The following is an 18,315-nucleotide window of genomic DNA, read 5'->3' on the forward strand; positions in this document are numbered from 1 at the left end:
GGGTGATCGACGGGTGTTAAAGAATACACCCTGCCTGCCGTTAAACCGTTTATGAGTATTTGCGCATTCGCTTTTTGAACGCGCAAGTTATCCAGGTACGAAAGATTTTCTAGCAGACGGACGTGAGGCGATGATCCACAGTTTTTTCAGTAGATTACCGGCAATACTGGCGCTGACTCTGGTTTCAGGCTCTGCGTGGGGTATTCGTTATGGCGCGGGCATAGAAAATAGTCAATGGTATTTGTCCGAGTCGGTTTTCGACTGTACGTTGACCCACGAAGTTCCCAGTTACGGCAAGGCTGTTTTTCGTCACCAGGCGGGCGCAGAGCTCTCTTTCTATCTGGAATCCCATAACCGTTTGATGCGTCCCGGACGGGGCTTGCTGGTCGTTGAGGCGCCCGCCTGGCGACCGGGGTCCAAATCCCGTCCGGTCGGCTATATCGATGTAGATGAGAGCCATCGGCCAGTCACACTGGATGCCAGGCGCTCAATGATAATGATCAGCGGGCTGCTTGAGGGAATGGCTCCGACCCTGACCCGACGAGCCTGGTACAGCGACGAGCCGATCCGTATCAGCCTATCCAATATTAATTTTGCACGCTCGTTTGAGGGTTATCGTGGCTGCGTCGCCAGCCTGCTGCCGGTTAATTTTGATCAGATAAAGCGATCGCGGATTCCGTTCAACTCCGGAAGTACGCAGTTGTCGAGTGCTGATTACAAATTGCTGGATTCAATTGTGCTTTATGTGCAAGCGGATTCAACCGTGGAGCGGGTTTTTGTTGACGGCCACTCCGACAGTGTGGGTAGCCGCATTAATAACCGGGCTTTGTCGGAGCAACGAGCCAATATCGTCGCTGAGTATCTCATTGAGCAGGGTATACCGAAGGACCGAGTGACCGTTCGGGCCCACGGTGATCAGTTTCCCGCTTCACGTCGAGCAGCAGACAATCGTCGCACTACCATCCGCCTGCAACGTCAGGGCGAGCGGCCAGCATTGCAACGTGCCAATAGCGCCTATGCGGAGGATGCCAACGGTTAGTCAGCACTTATCGAACGGCCGTCAGGCCCTCCAGGTGGGCGCCAACGCTCTCTGCCAGGGCTTTTAGATGATAGCCGCCCTCCAGAGTGGAGATCAGTCGGTTATTGGCGGAATCCCGGGCCACGCTGGTGAGCATGTCCGTCAACCACCGATAATCTTCGGCTTCCAGGTTGAGCTCTGCGAGCGGGTCTAGCCGGTGTGCATCAAAGCCAGCTGAAATCAGCACCAGTTGAGGCTTGAAATCCTGCAGTTTGTGTAGCCATTGAGTTTCAACAATCTTGCGATAATCTTTAGCAGACGTACCTGCGGTGATGGGGGTATTGATGATGTTCTCGGCCTGTCGGTGAACGTGGGAGTGAGGATAGAACGGGTGTTGGAAACTGGAACACATTAGAACCCGCTCGTCGCCCTGTACGGCGTCCACAGTACCGTTGCCCTGGTGTACATCGAAATCGACAATGGCAATTCGCTCAAGGCGGTGAAAATTCAGCGCCCGCGCTGCTGCCAGAGCCACATTATTGTAAAAGCAGAAACCCATCGACTTGGTGCGTTCGGCGTGATGGCCTGGAGGGCGGGCGCAGATAAACGCGTTAGTCATCTGGCCACTCATTACCATGTCCACCGCTTGAACGTTGGCGCCGGCAGCCAGCCGCGCGGCTCTCAGTGTATCCGGCATCATCGCGGTGTCCGGGTCGGTAAACACCCGGCCCCGGGTAGGCTGCATCAGATCAAGCTGGTGTAAATAACGTTCAGGATGAATTGCCAGTAACTGATCCCAGGTGATCTCTTCAGGCCTGACCCAATCCAGTGTCTGTTCCAGTTCGGTGCCAGCGAGATAACCGATAATTGCAGCCAGCCGTTGGGGCGATTCCGGATGCTCTGGCCCCATGGTGTGTTTTTGGCAATCATCATGTGAAAAAAACGCGGTGGTCATAAAACATCCAATTCCGGGCCGGCTCAACAGATCCGGGTTACTGTTATTTGATTAAAATTTTATCAGGGATGACAGCATACTGCTGCGTCTCTTTGGTCGAAGTCTGCCAATATCCTTGATTGGCGTTTTACATGACCCGTCAAGCGCCTAAGATGAGGTATGTACCTGCGGCTGGGGTAAAAGCGCCAGTCATTGCTTTTCGCAAGGAGACCTGATTTGGGTACCCGCTATCTCGAAAGTCTTTTCAACCCGGCATCGATCGTCATCGTAGGGGCCTCCGAACGCGCTGACAATCTGGGTGGCATGGTGCTCAGGAACATCATGGGCGGCGGTTATCCCGGCCGCCTGTTGGTAATTAACGAAAATGACTACGAGAATGTTCACGGGATACCGTGCGTGGGGCGGGTTTCCCGCATGGAGTTCAGCCCTGAGCTTGCCATTATCTGCACCCCGCCGGATACCGTTCCAAAACTGATCAGGAAACTGGGCAAAAGTGGTGTCAGAACCGCTATCGTAATGACCGGGGGTATGTCCCGGGCCCACAGCAAAACCGGGCAGCCTCTCATGTATTCAGTGCGGGACGCCGCCCGAGAAAGCGGAGTCCGTGTGCTGGGGCCGAATACCATCGGTCTGATGGTGCCAGGTCGTAGCTTGAATGCGACCTATGCCCATATGGGGGTGATTCCTGGCAAAGTTGCGTTTATCGGCCAGTCCGGGACTGTTGCGAGTTCATTGATTGACTGGGCGTTTGCCCGGGGTGTGGGGTTTTCATACTTTCTCACCCTGGGGGATGGAATGGACATCGACCACGATGATCTTATCGATTACCTCGCTCAGGACAGTCAAACCCGCGCTATCCTCCTGCACATAGAGAATATTCCTAACGCCCGACGATTCATGTCGGCGGTTCGTGTAGCCTCCCGCACCAAACCGGTTATTGCGGTCAAGAGCGGGCGTGTACCTGAATCCGAATGGTTTCCCTACAACCTGCCTGCGGGTATCAGCCGCAGTGATCCGATTTTTGATGCGATGCTGCAACGGGGAGGTGTGTTGCGGGTAGATGGGCTTGGCCAGATGTTTGATGCCCTTGAGACCCTCACCCGAATGCGGCCTTTACGTAAGGAAACCCTCGCCGTCATGGCAAACGGCGTTGGTCCGGGCGTGCTGGCGGTTGACAGGTTGTCTGCCCTTGGTGGGGAACTTGCCGCTCTGGCGCCGAAAACCATTGACGCTTTAGCGCAACATCTGCCGCCGTATTGGACCCGGAAAAATCCAATCGATCTGAACTATGACGCTTCGCCGGAACTTTACGCCAATGCGATCCGTATATTGGCCAAGGACCCCGGTGTAGCCAATGTGCTGATACTGTATGCACCAAGCCTGACCGAAGACAGCTTGCAGATTGCCGATGCGGTGGTGCAAGCGGTTAAGGGGACGCGATTGAATGTGTTCACCTGTTGGCTGGGCCAAAGTACTGTGCTGGATGCCCGTGATGAGTTCTACCGCGCGGGGTTGCCCTCGTTTTTTTCACCTGAAAAAGCCGTAAAGGCGTTTATGCAGCATGTGAATCATCAACGGGTTCAGCGTCTGCTCAAGGAAACCCCCGAATCCTTTACTGATCATTTCGCTGATCGCACCCCCACACGAAGACTGGTCCTGAACGCCTTGCGGGCGAAACGTCTGCATTTATCCAGTGAAGAAGCCCGGGCAGTCATACGCGATTACGGCATCAAGACTGTAGAGACGCAATACTGTGATGATGTGGAAGAGGTGTTGGAAGCCTTTGCGGTCGAGCGTCGGCCGATCAACGTTACCTTGATCCACGAAATGTCCTGCCATCCCTTCATGGAGCACAAGAAGGGCGGGGGCCGTTATCGAACGACTATTCAGGGGTTGAACAGTGAAAGTGCCATCCTGGATTCCTGCAAACTGCTGATGGAGGAATATCGACACAGCTATCCTGACAGCGGGTTTCTCGGATTTGCCGTGCAACACACCTATCAGCATGTTGGTGGTATCGAATTCAGCGTGGGTATTACCCGGGATTCTACCTTTGGTCCTTTGGTGGTTTGTGGTGCTGCGGGCGCCCATATCAACGTGATCTCGGACCGGCAAATCGCGTTGCCACCGCTCAATATGGTCCTGGCGCGGGAGCTATTGAAACGGACTTACATGTACAAGCTGCTGAAAGAGTTCAGCTTGAGGCCCGAGGAAGACATCCGGGCGATTGGCGAAACACTGGTCACGCTATCGCAGATTGTCATTGATATTCCGGAGATCAAAGGCCTTGAGATCCTGCCTCTGTTGTTTAACGATCAGGGCGCGGTGGCCGTGGATGTTGCGATCGACCTGTGCCGGGAACCCGGCCGCCCCATTATCCAGCCTTACCCCAGGGAGCTTGAAGAGTGGATCGTACTACCGAAGTCGGGGCGTCGGGTGATTCTCCGGGCGGCGTTGGCAGAGGACGAACCCGCTCACCGGGCATTCCACGAGTTGCAATCGCCGGAGTCGATCCGCTATCGGTTCTTCCAATACCGCAAGCATTTTTCCCGGGAAGACGTCGCCCAGATGGTGCAGATCGACTATGACAGGGAAATGGTTTTTGTCGCCAACGCTCCCCGCGAGGACGGAGAAGGTGAGGAAACTCTTGGCACCGTGCGGGTCTGGACCGACGCCGACAACCTGCGATGTGAGTTCGCTGTCATGGTGCATGACAAGATGAAAGGCGAAGGGCTCGGTATGACGTTGATGCAGAAGATGATTGATTACTGTCGTTCTCGGGGCACGGTGGAAATGATCGGTAACGTACTGCCCGATAACCGGCCCATGCTACAGCTGGCTGACCGACTGGGGTTTGAGCTGACATTTAATCGGGAAGAAGAAGTGATGGATCTCCGGCTCGTATTGAACGAACCGGAGAAAGCCTGGCAGCGGGAGAGACTCAAGTTTGTGCCGGATTAGAACCTCGGGTGAGGGCAGGGGTGTCGATCAGGCGGCATCAACAATAGCAGACCGGTCTTCGCCACCGAGCGCATCCAGCAACCCCGGAATCAGTCGCGCCAATTCAAGTGTCATTAGCGAGAACGCTGCGTCAAAGCGGGCGGCTGCATCGTCAGCGTCCACATCGTCCAGTTTCTCCTGAAGGGTCTCGCCGAATTTCAGCCGGCGAATACCCAGCTCCTCATCAAGTACGAACGAGACACTGTCATCCCAGGTCACGCTGAGCTTGGTCACCTGCATGCCTGCGTTCAAATGGTTGCGGATTTCGTCACCTTGCAGGTCGAGACCCTTGCAGCGCACAACGCCCCCCTCTTCGCCGGTATCTTTGAGCTCACACTCATCACCCAGCGTCAGGGTCGAGGGCAGGTCAATGGTCTCATTAAGCCAGCCGGTAAATGTAAAGGCTGGTGCCTGTTCGACAGCGGGAGGTCGAACCGGCAGCGAGCCGAGGCTTTTACGCAGGGTCGAAGCCAGATCCTCAGCCTGTTTGGCCGAGCCAGCATCTACCACCAGTACGCCGTCCTGGGGTGCCAGATAGGCATAACTACGTCGATTCTTGGAGAAAGCCTGGGGTAACATCTCAAGCAGAATCTGCTCTTTGATTTCGTCCTTTTCCTTTTTACGAACCTTGCGAGACTGTTCGATTTCAATAGCTTCCACGCGCTCGGTTACCAGCTCTTTGACCACGGAGCCAGGTAGTAATTTCTCTTCCTTGCGCAGGGTGATCAGATGGTAACCGTTGGCACTGTGAACCAGTTGTTCGCCGTGCTTGCCGAGCGGCGGCACCCAGCCTTGACGGTTGGTTTCCTGAGGGCCACAGGGCTTGAAACCGTCTTCCTGGAGCTTTTCTTCCAGCTGTTCAGCGGTGATCTCAAAAGGCTTGGTAAAACGAAAAACGCGGGCATTGCGAAACCACATGGGCGGTCTGTCCTTGTCATAGATCGGTTCAGAAAAGTGAAATTGAAGCGTTGGTCAGAACATGGTCAAAGTTGCATGACTTCGACCAGAACGGTTTTAATGATGAAACCGAAGACGCCAGCGCCCAGTACGATAAACAGGGCGATGGTGCCAAAACGGCCAGCTTTTGATTTTTTCGCCAGGTCCCAGACGATAAATCCCATAAAGCCGATCAGGGCGGTAAGAAATACCGCCATTGCTATCTGGGAGAAAAGCGCTTCGTTCATTGGGTTACTCCGTCAGACAGCCGGTTTTCAGGCTGTCTGTTCGTCTCTCAGGAATACCCAGGTGTCGCCATTGGACTGCTCGTCGCTGAAACGATAGCCCTCAAGGTTAAAACCTTTCAGGTCTCCGACCTGGGTGATTCGATTCTGGATGGCATAGCGGCACATCAGACCCCGGGCTTTTTTCGCATAGAAACTGATCATTTTATATTGCCCGTTCTTCCAGTCTTTGAACTGAGGGGTCACGATGCGGCCTTCCAGGGCCTTTTTCTGAATACTTTTGAAATACTCATTGGAGGCCAGATTAACCAGAATGCCGTCGTCATTGATCAGTTCGTCATTCAGGGTATCGGTTAACCTTTTACCCCAAAACTTATACAGATCCTTACCCCGGGTGTTTTCGAAACGGGTGCCCATTTCCAGCCGGTAAGGTTGCATCAGGTCCAGAGGTCGAAGTACACCATAAAGCCCGGACAGAATCCGCAAGTGGCTCTGGGCGAACGTAAAATCACCGGATTGGAAGCTCTCTGCGTCGAGACCGGCATAGACATCACCCTTGAAGGCCAACACCGACTGGCGAGCATTGTTCGGCGTAAAGGGGGTATGCCAGCTGCTGAATCGGTCGGCGTTCAGTTGGCCGAGTTTGTCGCTGATGCTCATCAGATTGCTGACCTGATGAGGTTCAAGCTTTTTCAGTTGGTCGATCAGCTCGCAGGCATCATCCAGAAACATCGGTTGGGTATGTTCCTCCGTGGCTAAGGGGCTTTCGTAGTCCAGCTTTTTGGAAGGGGATATAACCATCAACATGTAAGGCGTACCTCGTGAGATTATGAATGCGTCTGGATTTTACGGATCAGTTAACCGCCGGATCAGGGTGCCAGGAAGGCCAACAGCCCGTTCTGGTCGAAGGGCCAATCGAGCTCGGCGCCGGTGTCTTCCCGCCTCAGCACCGGTATGCGGGTGCCGTACTCTGCGACCAGAGCCTCTGATTGTGCGATATCAATAGCCTCAACAGGCACCGGCTTCGGTAAGGGCGTCTGGATAAGTAACGTTTCTGCCAGTTCGCAGAGCTGACAATGGGACGTGGTGAAAAACCGGAGTTCCATTATTTTGGCTGCGCGTCAATCTGTTGCCCGGTAATGCCCTTGCTATCCGGACCCATCAAATAGAGATAGCTGGGCATCAGCTCTTCGGGTGTGGGGTTGGTCGCCGGGTTCTCTGCCGGGTAGGCATGCGCGCGCATATTAGTGCGGGTTGCACCCGGGTTCAAACTGTTTACCCGAATATTCTGGCGTTCATCATCAAGCTCATCCGCCATCAGTTGGCTGAGGCCCTCAACGGCAAACTTGGATACTGAGTACGCACCCCAATAGGCCTTGGCCTTGCGTCCAACACTGGAGGCCGTGAAGATCACAGACGCATCCGATGATTTTCGAAGCAGAGGAATCAGCGCCCGGCTGAGTAAAAACGGTGCAGTGGTATTAACATGCATCACCTTGTTCCAGGTTTCCGGGTCATATTGTTCAACCGGTGTACGCTGCCCAAGAATGGCGGCGTTATGCAGCAAACCGTCCAGTTGACCAAAATTGTCTTCGATGGTCATGGCCATCTCTTCGTAGTCTTTGACTGCAGCACCTTCAAGATTAAGGGGCACGATCGCCGGTTTCGGGTGTCCGGCGGCCTCAATTTCGTCGTAAACCGATTCAAGTTTGGAAATGGTGCGGCCCAGAAGAATAACCGTGGCACCGTAAGCGGCGTATGTTTTCGCAGCACTGCGTCCAATGCCACTGCCAGCGCCCGTCACCATGATGATCCGGTCCTTCAGCAGGGCGTCCGGGGCGTTATAGTCTTGCATGGGATTTTTCTCCGGGTGACGTCGGTAACATGTTCATCAGGGCCTCTATTGTAACGGCTGCGGCGATCAGAAACAGGCCTGATTTAAAGACGGTTAAAGGCCAGAGCATAGTGCATAAATAGTACTTAAATAGTGCCTTAAAGCGAGACCTGTAGCCTCTCCAACAAATTTGCCAACTCATCGACAGTATCGACAATGTAATCGGCATTCCATTCGTCGACTTCGCCAGGCTCGTTTATATAGCCGTAACGGGCGGCAACGGTCGTCATACCGGCGTTGCGACCAGCTTCAATGTCGCGCAGATGATCTCCGACGTAAATACCTGCGCCGGTTTCCGCCTCAAGTTGTTTGCGGGCCAGATAAAGTGATTCCGGGTGGGGTTTACGCTGGGCAACGTGGTCCGGGCAGACAACAACAGAACAACGCTTGTCCAGTGCCAGTGCGGCGAGCAAGGGCGTCGTGAAGCGCACCGGTTTATTGGTGACGATACCCCAGGGAATCCGGGATTGCTCCAGCCAGCGCAGGACATTGTCCATGCCGGGGAAAAGCCGCGTTTCCTGGGCGACGGTGGCTTCATAAAGGTCAAGAAATGCCGTATGCCTTGGCAGGTAATCGGGGTGATCCGACGTGAGCCCGAAACCGGTTTCGATCATTGCTCTGGCGCCGTTGGAGACCGAAGGTCTTATCGCTTCCGGCGGCAGAGCTGGCAAACTATGACGCTCTCTCAGCTGATTGACGCAACGGATAAAATCCGGCGCGGTATCGAGCAACGTGCCGTCAAGATCGAACAGAACAACGGAGAGCATTTGATTCACTGAGCCTGACTCTTATTTTCAGGTTCGGCGGCGCTGTCAACCCCTGGCTCATCCAGATCTCCACGATCAACCGTTGCGTGCATCATGTAATTCACATCCACGTCACGACCGAGCCGGTAGACCTTGGTAATCGGGTTATAGGTCATGCCGGTGAGCTCCTGCACATCAAGGCTGGCATTGCGGAGATGGTTGGCCATTTCCGAGGGCCGTATGAATTTTTTCCATTCATGGGTGCCCTTGGGCAATAAACGCAGCACATACTCGGCGCCCACAATCGCAAACAGGAACGATTTGGGGTTGCGATTGATGGTTGACACAAAAAGTGATCCGCCCGGTTTGAGCATTTGGGCGCAGGTGCGAATAACCGACCCCGGGTCTGGCACGTGTTCGAGCATTTCCAGGCAGGTCACGACGTCGTATTGTCCGGCGTGCCCCGATTCTTCCAAAAGCGACTCGACGGTGATTTGCCGGTAATCGATCTTGATTCCGGATTCGAGTCCATGGAGCCTTGCAACCGCCAGCGGCGCTTCACCCATATCAATTCCGGTGACATGGGCTCCCCGTGAGGCCATGGCTTCTGACAACAGGCCACCGCCACACCCAACATCAAGCACCTTCTTACCGGCCAGAGGCACGCGCTCATCGATGTAATTCAGCCTGAGCGGATTGATGTCATGCAACGGCTTGAACTCACTACCCGGGTCCCACCAACGGCTGGCGAGCGCCTCAAACTTGGCAATCTCGTTTCGATCTACGTTCTGGTTGCTCATGGTGTTGGTTCCGCCTGGGAAGTCTGATTCAAGAGAGTTTACGGTATTAGAGCTCATTCAGACGAGCCTGCGCGAATACGTTCGGCCCAGGCGCCTACCCTGAGCATCAGGTCCGGCACATCGACCCGCGTCAGGCGGCCGTCCTGTAATTGCGGCACTCCGCCAATCCAGCTGTGGCTGACGTCACGGCCGCGATCGGAATACACCAGATGCGAGGCGGGATTGTAGATCGGTTGAGCAAAAGGATCACTCAGGTCAATCGCGATAATATCCGCGAGCTTGCCAGCCTCGAGGGAGCCGAGTTCGTGCTCCCGGCCCAAGGCTCTGGCACCATGAAGTGTTGCCATCGCGAGCGCCTCGTGGGCGGAGAGGGCAGTCGCATCCTGGGATACCGCCTTGGCGATCAGGGCGGCGGTATTGAGCTCACCAAACAGGTTGAGGTCATTATTGCTGGCCGCGCCGTCGGTGCCGATGGCGACATTGATACCGGCTTGCTGCATTTTGTGAACCGGACAGAACCCGCTGGCCAACTTGAGATTGGACTCCGGGCAGTGAATCACATGAGCGCCGGAAGTCTCCAGGTGGGACATATCCGTGTCATCAATCTGAGTCATGTGAACGCACTGGGTGCGGGCGGTAAGCAGGCCCAGGTCCATCATTCGGGTAATAGGGCGCTTACCGGTTTTCTCGACGGCATCAGCCACTTCGAATGCAGTTTCATGAAGGTGCAACTGGATTCGCGCGTTCTTGTCATTGGCCAGTTCAATGGCCCGTTGTAGCGGCCCATCCGAGACGGTGTAGGGCGCGTGCGGACCAATGGCAGGCATGATGCGCGGGTCGCCCTGCCACTGGTCAATCAGATCGGCACCCTTTGCCAGGTATTCGTCGGGACCCGCCCCCCAAATAGTTGGAAAATCCAGTAAAGGGAAGCATATCTGGGCGCGAATCCCGGTATCGTAAGCGATCTCGGCGACAATTTCCGGGAAAAAATACATATCCGAAAAACAGGTCGTGCCCGAGCGCAACATTTCAGCAATGGCCAAACGGGACCCGTCCGCAATGAAATCGGCGTCGACGAATTTTCCCTCGGCGGGCCAGATGTGATCATTCAGCCAGGTCATCAGTGGCAGGTCATCGGCCAGACCGCGAAACAGTGACATGGCCGCATGGCCATGCATATTGATTAAACCTGGCATCACCACATGCGCGGGCAGATCAATGGTTTCACGGGCGCGGTAGCTTCGATCTGCCTCTTGCTGAGGAACAATACCGGCGATTCGGTCGCCCTGAATCAAAACGGCGTAGTGATCAAGAATCACTCCGGCGGGCTCGATAGGGATCACCCAGCGGGCATTGATTCGGGTATCTACCGCGATAATGGTTTCAGCAGTCATGCACTCAGCCTTCTGGCCCGTTTGAAAGATCGGAAAGTATAACGATCCGCCCTCCCATCGACTACCCTTGGCGCTCTGCGTAGTAATTTCCACAATTGCTTCGCGCGGGCTCAAAGCCGGTATACTGGCCCGGAATTCTGTTATCCCGTTACGGAGTGGATGCATGTCGGATTTATCTGTCCAGAGCTTTTCAGACCGTGCCCACGGAACAGTGTCCATGCGCTGGCATGACGATTTTCTTGAGCTATTGGACCAGCGGTTATTACCAGCGGATGAAGTCTGGTTGCCTCACACCACTGCTTCCGAGGTGGCCACCAGTATTCGGAATATGGTGGTGCGGGGGGCCCCGGCAATTGGCATCAGCGCAGCCTACGGCGTAGCACTATCGGCACTTCAAACTACTGATAATGGCTGGAAGCAGATGATCGAAGCGGACATGCAGGTGCTGGCAGAGTCCCGCCCCACGGCGGTTAATCTGTTCTGGGCACTTAACAGAATGCGCGAGGTGCTGGCCACCTGTGATACCCGCCATCAGGCTCAGCGGCGCCTGGCTGAGGCAGCTATTGGAATCCACGGGGACGATCTGGCCGCGAATCTGGCAATGGCGGGTCATGCCCTGACCGTGATGGATGACAGGGCGCCGTTCTCGGTGCTGACCCATTGCAATACCGGTGCGTTGGCAACCGGGGGCTACGGCACGGCCCTGGGCGTCATACGGCGTCTGCACGAAGAGAAAATGCTAAAGCGGGTGTACGCCGATGAAACCCGCCCCTGGCTCCAGGGTAGTCGCCTTACAGCCTGGGAGTTGGCAAGAGAAGGTATTCCGGTGACGCTCAATGCGGATGGTGCCGCGGCTGCCATTCTCAGTCGGGGTGAGGTTAAGTGGGTTATCGTGGGTGCCGACCGGATCACTGCCAACGGTGATGTCGCCAATAAAATCGGAACTTACAGCCTGGCTGTACTAGCTCGTCATCATAAGGTCAGGTTTATGGTGGTGGCGCCCGCCAGTACAGTGGATATGAGCCTGGAGTCAGGTCAGGAAATACCAATAGAGCAGCGTGACGGGCTGGAGATTTGCGAGATAAAGGGTATTCAGATTGCGCCGGTCGGGGTTGATGTTTTCAATCCGGTGTTTGATGTGACGCCTGCCAGCCTGATTGATGCCATTGTGACAGAGCGAGGTGTGATTCATGAGCCGGATATATCCGGTATGAGGACCTTGTTCAACGAACGTAAACCATAGCTGACCGAACCCGGCAGGCGTCCAACGAGCTGCCGGGCACAGCGGCTAATGACTACCGGCGAGCTTCTGCAGTAATGAGTTTGGGGTCGATGATTGACGCCATCCGGCGGTCAAGTTCCAGCATATCCGCCATGATATGGCCGCCTTCACGAACAATGAAATCGAGCCTCTCCTCATTACCATCCAGATCAGCCGCTTGCTGGTCCTGCCACTCTTCCAGTTCTTTCAGGGTGTCGAATGGCGTCTCGTTTTTTAGCTGGCGACGAGTGTTCGCAATCGTAAGCTGCCGCTCTTGCAGAGTCTCCTGGTAGGTCTTGCGGGTTTCCTCATTAAGGCTCACGGAAGTGATTTCACGCTGTTCCTTCAACAGGTCAATTTCCTGCTGGAGCAGTCTGAATTCCGGGCTCTTTGCAAAGCGGTCATCGTGATTTTCCCGCAGCTGATCAATGATGCTGCTGAAATCGTAGTAGCGAGTGTGAGGTACCGCTTCAATCTGATCCCAGGGTAGGGCGCGGTCCAGAGCATCTTCACCGATACGGGTTTTATCAATCCGGCTCGGAATATGAATGTCAGGCATCACGCCTTTGTGTTGAGTTGAGCCGCCAGAAACCCGGTAAAATTTGGATTGGGTGATTTTCAGTTGACCGTGATTCAGCGGGCGCACGGCCTGCACGGTGCCCTTGCCAAAGGTTTGAGAGCCGACCACTAGCCCCCTGCCGTAGTCCTGAATGGCACCCGCAAAAATTTCAGAGGCGGAGGCACTCATCCGGTTCACCAGCACAACCAGTGGGCCATCGTAGACCACTGACGGATCCTGATCGGTCAGTACCTGAACGTCATTGTCCGCGTTGCGGATCTGTACGGTAGGGCCTTCGTCGATAAACAGTCCAACCATATCGTTGGCCTCATGCAGAGCCCCGCCGCCGTTGTTGCGCAGATCCATCACGACGCCATCCACGCCATCGCTTTTGAGCTCTTCGATCAGGCGTCGTACGTCTCGCGTGGTGCTCTTGTAGTTGGGGTCGCCTGCCTGCATGGCTTTGAAGTCGGCGTAGAAAGTCGGAATATTGATAACGCCAATGGTGTAGGTGTCGCCGCCCCGTTCAAGATTAATGATGTCGCTGCTGGCGCTCTGTTCTTCGAGCTTGACCTTGTCCCGTGTAATGTCGATGGAACGGGTAAGGGTTTCGTCAGAGGCGCTGGCAGGGATCACCTCAAGGGTAACAGTCGATTCCCTCGGACCTCTGATCAGGTCGACAACCTCATCCAGCCGCCAGCCGATAACGTTTACCGGTTTGTCTTCGTCTTCCTGTGTCACCGAGACAATGCGATCTGCGGGCTTGAGCTGACCCTGTTTGGCCGCCGGACCTCCTGGAACCAATCGAACGACCTTGGTGTATTCGTTATCGGCCTGAAGTACGGCACCGATGCCTTCCAGAGACAGGCTCATATTGATATTGAAGTTTTCAGAGGTGCGTGGGGAAAAGTACGAGGTGTGTGGGTCCCAGATTCCTGTAAAGGCATTCATGTAGGCCTGGAAGGCATCTTCGCTGCGCATCTGGACGGCGCGCTTGCGCTGGCTCTCATAGCGACGGGTGAGAGACTCTTCGATAGCCTCGTCCTCACTGCCGTCCAGTTTTTGGGCAAGCACGGCGTTCTTGATTCTCTTGACCCAGAGTGCATCCAATGCGTTTCTATCTTCTTCCCAGGATGCTTCCGACCGATCCAGCGCAAGCTCCTCGTTGTTTTCAAATGTAAATTGGTCAACGCCGTTCTCCAGCAACTCCAGCGCGAAATCCAGCCGTTCGATAATGCGTTGCTGTACTGTATTGTAGATGTCGAATCCGGGCTGCAAACGCCCGGTTTTGAGCGCTGAGCCCAGGTTAGCGCGCACAGATTCGAAACGGTTGATATCCTGTTGTGTCAGGTAAATTTTCTGGCCGTCCAGGTACTCGAGGTAAGCATCGAAGACTTCGACAGAAAGAGTGTCGTCGATCTTCTGGTCACGGAAATGAGTGAACTGAAGCTGGCGGGAAATCAGAATGTTAGCCCTGGCCTGATCTACGGTCGGTGTAACTGGCTCAAAGGCGGAATCGTATTTGGCATTGGCAGCCAGGAGTGCGGGTGTGACCAGAAAGCCGAATGCCAGCGCCAGAGAGCTCTGTTTAAGCCTTGTCGTCAGTAATGAGGCTACCCGAGGCGAGGAAATGCGTTTCGCGTTGGTCATAATCGTGCTTACCCGGTTTTGGATGTATAAGTCATTGCGCATTGATCGTAGTGTATACGATACAGTGAATGCGGCGGACTGTCGGTTAATTTCATTGTAGGCAAGCGGCTGTCCGGTTGCCATAGGCTACGGGTTTCAGCTTGTGACAATCTGTCCACATAAATCCCAAGGTCTGGGGACGGCGGCGATTTGTGCGATGGGCGGGGGTCTGCGGCCCGGCGGTAGAGCCACCGGGCCAGCTATTCAAGCAAATATAGCGTCGCTTTCAGCTTTGTCCAGCAGCATTTTCGGCGGGGTGAATCTTTCGCCATAACAGGCAGCCAGCTCGCTGGCGCGTTCAGCAAAGGCTCTCACGCCATATTGATTGATGAACTGGATAGCACCACCGGTCCAGGGCGCAAAACCGATACCAAAGATACTGCCTATGTTGGCATCCTCTATTGTCCGCAATACGCCTTCCTCAAGGCAGCGCACTGTTTCGAGGGCCTGAATAAACAGAATCCGGTCTTTTAGCTCCTGCAGTGGTACCTGGGCCACTTTGCCCTGGTCAACGAAAATATCCATTAATGCAGGCCAAAGCGACTTCTTGCCGTTACCCGGATAATCATAGAACCCCGCGCCCGCGGCCTTACCCTTGCGGCCGTGCTCATTTACCAGAGTATCAATCACGGCTTCAGCCGGGTGACTCTGCCATTCCTTGCCAGTCGCTTCGAGGTCTTTCCGACTCTGGTCACGAATGTGCTGGATCAGCGTCAGGCTGACCTCGTCACTGACCGCTAGCGGTCCCACCGGCATACCGGCCAGCAGACCGGCGTTCTCAATACTGGAGGGATGGATGCCTTCACCGAGCATCGCGACGCCTTCATTGACGAAGGTGCCAAAGACCCGGGAAGTAAAGAAGCCACGGCTGTCGTTGACGACGATTGGAATCTTGCCGATTTGCTGGACGTAGTCAAAGGCTCGGGCCAGGGTGTCGTCGGAGGTTTTGTCACCGACGATAATTTCCACCAGCTGCATCTTGTCCACGGGTGAGAAAAAATGCAGTCCGATAAAATTGTTCGGTTCTGCGCTGGCTTCGGCCAATTGTGTAATGGGGATAGTGGACGTGTTGGATGCAAAAATTCCCCCATCGGCCAACCGGGACTCTGCTTCTTGAGTGACTTTGGCTTTCAAGGCACTGTCTTCGAAAACGGCTTCGATAATCAAGTCACAGCCGGTGAGGTCGTCAGCTTCTGCCGAGGCGGTAATACGGTTCAGTGTTGCGTCTTTGTCCTGCTCACTCAGGCGCCCGCGGCTGACTTTTTTGGACAACAGGTTCTCTGAGTAACTTTTGCCTTTCTCCGCGTTCTCCGTAGATACATCTTTCAGTACCACGTCAATGCCACGGGTAGCGGTGGCGTAGGCGATACCCGCCCCCATCATGCCCGCACCCAACACTCCAACCTTGGCGAACTTCGCTTTTTCAATACCTTTGGGTCGGCTTTCGCCCGCTTTGATGGCGTTCAACTGGAACCAGAAGGTGCCGGTCATGTTCTTTGCAATCTGTCCAATCACCAGCTCGGTGAAATAACGGGTTTCGATTCGGTCTCCATTATCGTAATCCATCTGGGCGCCCTCAACGGCCGCTGACAGGATACGTTCCGGGGCCGGGTAGCAGCCTCGGGTTTTCTGCTTAAGCATAGCAGGAGCAATAGCCAGTCTCTGCGCCATCGCCGGATGATGTGGGGCGCCGCCAGGAAAACGGAAGCCTTTCTGGTCCCAGGGTTGCTTGCAGCCGGGATTGGCATCAATGAACTGACGAGCCTGCAGGCGCATATCCTCGGTCGAGGAGGCGAGTGCCTCCACAATTCCAGCTTTCATCGCAGCTTTGGGGTTCACCTTTTTGCCTTCTATCAAAAAAGGAAAGGCTGCCTCCAGACCGATCATGCGGGGCAGGCGCTGGGTGCCACCACCGCCTGGCAGCAAGCCGAGCGTGACCTCTGGCAGCCCCAGTTGAATACTGTCATCGTCCATCACCACCCGATGGTGGCAGGCTAGACAAATCTCCAGTCCACCCCCTAAGGCAGAACCGTTGATCGCCGCGACTACCGGCTTGCCGCACGTTTCGATCGCGCGCATGTCAGCTTTCAGGCCGCTGACCATGCGCTCGAACATGTCGGCATCTTCCCGGGTTACCTTATAAAGTTCATTCAGGTCGCCGCCAGCGAAAAAGGTCTTTTTGGCAGAGGTGATGATAATGCCCCGGAAGGCGTCTATGTCTGCTTTTATCCGGGTGGCGGTCTCAGACAGGGCTTCTCGAAAAGCGTTGTTCATGGTGTTGGCAGACTGCCCTGGCATATCGATTGTCAGGGTCAGAATTTTATCGGAATCAATGGCATAACCAATGGCGCTCATAAACAGGTTCTCCTCTCAGAATAGGCGCTCAGCAGCGTTCGATGATGGTAGCGATACCCATACCGCCGCCGACACACAGGGTGGCGAGGCCGTAACGGAGTTCGCGACGTTCGAGTTCATCAAGCAGGGTACCGAGTATCATGGCGCCAGTAGCGCCAAGAGGATGGCCCATGGCGATAGCGCCCCCGTTCACGTTGACTTTTTCATCAGGAACCGAGAGTTCACGCTGGAAGCGCATGACAACCGAGGCGAAAGCCTCGTTAACTTCGAACAGGTCAATCTGCCCGACCGTCAGGCCAGCTTTCTCCAGGGCTTTTCTGGCAGCTGGCGCCGGCCCGGTCAGCATGATGGTGGGATCTGTGCTAGTCACAGCGGTAGCAACAATTCGGGCTCTGGGCTGCAGACCCAAGGCTTTGCCCTTCGTCTCACTGCCAATCAGCATGGCGGTGGCCCCGTCCACCATGCCGGAAGAGTTACCCGCATGGTGGACATGGTTGATTTTCTCGACGTAGTGATACTTTTCGCGCGCGACGCCATCAAAGCCCATTTCGCCCATCATCTGGAAAGAAGGCTTGAGCTGGCCCAGAGACTCTAACGTAGTGTTGCCGCGAACGTGTTCGTCCCGGTCCAGGATCAGCACGCCGTTCTGATCAGTGATCGGAATAACCGAGCGTGTAAAGTAGCCTTTTCCCCATGCGTTGGCGGCTTTTTGCTGGGACCGGACAGCAAAGCCGTCAACATCTTCCCGACTGAAGCCTTCCAGCGTCGCGATCAGATCAGCGCCAATACCCTGTGGCATAAAACCGGTATGCAGGTTGGTGGCGGGGTCTGTGGCCCAGGCGCCACCGTCTGAACCCATGGGTACACGAGACATGGCTTCCACACCGCCAGCAACGACCAGATCTTCCCATCCTGACCTCACTTTCATCGCGGCCAGGTTAACGGCTTCTAGTCCGGAAGCGCAGAAACGGTTGAGGGTGACCCCGGCTACAACTTCGTGCCAGTCCGCTGCCAGGGCGGCGGTCTTGGCGATGTCTGCACCCTGGTCGCCCACCGCGGTGACGCACCCCATCACAATGTCGTCGACTTGTGAGGTATCCAGGTTTGTTCGCTCTTGCAGAGCCTTCAGAACGGCTGTCAGCAGTGCAATAGGCTTGACGTTGTGGAGAGAGCCGTCTTTTTTGCCGCGTCCTCTGGGAGTACGCACGGCGTCGAAGATGTACGCTTCGGTGGTCATTGCTGGTCCTTTGAGATGGGTGGTTGTAATAGATAACCTTAGCCCGACTTCGGTTTACTGCGTAATGACGCTCGCTGCCAATCGGAGTGGCGAAAATGCTCATCGGCGCAAGTGGTGACCGATTCAGTAAAGCTTTTCCATGACAGCAGCGCCCAAGACTTCTATGGTGTTAGGGAGCCTCTGATTAACTCCTGAATCGTCTCTGCGCGCTCTGAAGGCTGTAGGT

General features: G+C 55.1%; 15 protein-coding genes. 3 read left to right on the top strand and 12 right to left on the bottom strand.

From position 1 onward, the window contains the following. Positions 1–130: 130 nt before the first annotated feature. Positions 131–1,039, top strand: a complete 909-nt coding sequence (locus tag WEB64_RS07920) for an OmpA family protein (protein WP_368061227.1) — start codon at positions 131–133, stop codon at positions 1,037–1,039. A 7-nt stretch (positions 1,040–1,046) separates the two neighbouring features. On the opposite strand, the gene WEB64_RS07925 is transcribed toward WEB64_RS07920, so the two are convergent. Further along, positions 1,047–1,973 carry a histone deacetylase family protein gene (locus tag WEB64_RS07925; protein ID WP_368061228.1) on the bottom strand — a complete coding sequence of 309 codons (927 nt, stop codon included), beginning with the start codon at positions 1,971–1,973 and terminating at the stop codon, positions 1,047–1,049. Between the two features lie 216 nt (positions 1,974–2,189). Between WEB64_RS07925 and WEB64_RS07930 the strand changes: the two genes are divergently transcribed. Continuing rightward, positions 2,190–4,934: a GNAT family N-acetyltransferase gene (locus WEB64_RS07930; RefSeq protein ID WP_368061229.1), complete on the top strand. Its 2,745-nt coding sequence runs from the start codon at positions 2,190–2,192 to the stop codon at positions 4,932–4,934. Positions 4,935–4,961: 27 nt separating this feature from the next. Here the strand turns inward: WEB64_RS07930 and rdgC are convergent, their stop codons facing one another. The 8 genes from rdgC to WEB64_RS07970 all read right to left on the bottom strand — a co-directional run bounded on the left by rdgC (position 4,962) and on the right by WEB64_RS07970 (position 10,988). Continuing rightward, positions 4,962–5,891 (bottom strand): recombination-associated protein RdgC, encoded by a 930-nt coding sequence (gene rdgC / locus WEB64_RS07935; RefSeq protein WP_368061230.1) that lies wholly within the window; start codon positions 5,889–5,891, stop codon positions 4,962–4,964. A gap of 65 nt (positions 5,892–5,956) precedes the next feature. Next, the gene (locus WEB64_RS07940) at positions 5,957–6,157 is read right to left on the bottom strand and encodes a DUF2788 domain-containing protein (RefSeq protein WP_368061231.1); all 201 of its coding nucleotides are present in this window, start codon (positions 6,155–6,157) and stop codon (positions 5,957–5,959) included. Positions 6,158–6,184: 27 nt separating this feature from the next. Then, positions 6,185–6,961 carry a peroxide stress protein YaaA gene (yaaA, locus tag WEB64_RS07945; RefSeq protein WP_368061232.1) on the bottom strand — a complete coding sequence of 259 codons (777 nt, stop codon included), beginning with the start codon at positions 6,959–6,961 and terminating at the stop codon, positions 6,185–6,187. Positions 6,962–7,023: 62 nt separating this feature from the next. After that, positions 7,024–7,260, bottom strand: a complete 237-nt coding sequence (locus WEB64_RS07950) for a glutaredoxin family protein (RefSeq protein ID WP_368061233.1) — start codon at positions 7,258–7,260, stop codon at positions 7,024–7,026. Then, positions 7,260–8,009 (bottom strand): YciK family oxidoreductase, encoded by a 750-nt coding sequence (locus tag WEB64_RS07955; protein WP_368061234.1) that lies wholly within the window; start codon positions 8,007–8,009, stop codon positions 7,260–7,262. Before WEB64_RS07955 ends, WEB64_RS07950 begins: the two co-directional genes overlap by 1 nt. Before the next feature lie 137 nt (positions 8,010–8,146). Further along, positions 8,147–8,815, bottom strand: a complete 669-nt coding sequence (locus WEB64_RS07960) for an HAD-IA family hydrolase (protein WP_368061238.1) — start codon at positions 8,813–8,815, stop codon at positions 8,147–8,149. Positions 8,816–8,820: 5 nt separating this feature from the next. After that, entirely contained in the window at positions 8,821–9,594 is a 774-nt protein-coding gene (gene ubiG / locus WEB64_RS07965) for a bifunctional 2-polyprenyl-6-hydroxyphenol methylase/3-demethylubiquinol 3-O-methyltransferase UbiG (protein ID WP_368061235.1), read from the bottom strand. 53 nt (positions 9,595–9,647) lie between these two features. Beyond that, positions 9,648–10,988, bottom strand: a complete 1,341-nt coding sequence (locus WEB64_RS07970; protein WP_368061236.1) for a TRZ/ATZ family hydrolase — start codon at positions 10,986–10,988, stop codon at positions 9,648–9,650. 217 nt (positions 10,989–11,205) lie between these two features. Here WEB64_RS07970 and mtnA point away from each other — a divergent pair, with 217 nt between their 5' ends. Beyond that, positions 11,206–12,231, top strand: coding sequence for an S-methyl-5-thioribose-1-phosphate isomerase (gene mtnA, locus WEB64_RS07975; protein WP_368061239.1), 1,026 nt, complete (start codon positions 11,206–11,208; stop codon positions 12,229–12,231). A gap of 52 nt (positions 12,232–12,283) precedes the next feature. On the opposite strand, the gene WEB64_RS07980 is transcribed toward mtnA, so the two are convergent. From WEB64_RS07980 to WEB64_RS07990, 3 genes are all read right to left on the bottom strand, one after another. Next, positions 12,284–14,458 carry a carboxy terminal-processing peptidase gene (locus WEB64_RS07980; protein ID WP_368065552.1) on the bottom strand — a complete coding sequence of 725 codons (2,175 nt, stop codon included), beginning with the start codon at positions 14,456–14,458 and terminating at the stop codon, positions 12,284–12,286. 243 nt (positions 14,459–14,701) lie between these two features. Next, on the bottom strand, positions 14,702–16,852 hold the full coding sequence (locus WEB64_RS07985; protein WP_368059412.1) for a 3-hydroxyacyl-CoA dehydrogenase NAD-binding domain-containing protein: 2,151 nt from the start codon (positions 16,850–16,852) through the stop codon (positions 14,702–14,704). 28 nt (positions 16,853–16,880) lie between these two features. Then, on the bottom strand, positions 16,881–18,089 hold the full coding sequence (locus tag WEB64_RS07990) for an acetyl-CoA C-acetyltransferase (protein ID WP_368059410.1): 1,209 nt from the start codon (positions 18,087–18,089) through the stop codon (positions 16,881–16,883). Between the last annotated feature and the right edge of the window lie 226 nt (positions 18,090–18,315).

Origin of the sequence: Marinobacter sp. (assembly GCF_040882185.1) — a bacterium.
In the GTDB taxonomy this organism is placed as follows: Bacteria; Pseudomonadota; Gammaproteobacteria; order Pseudomonadales; family Oleiphilaceae; genus Marinobacter.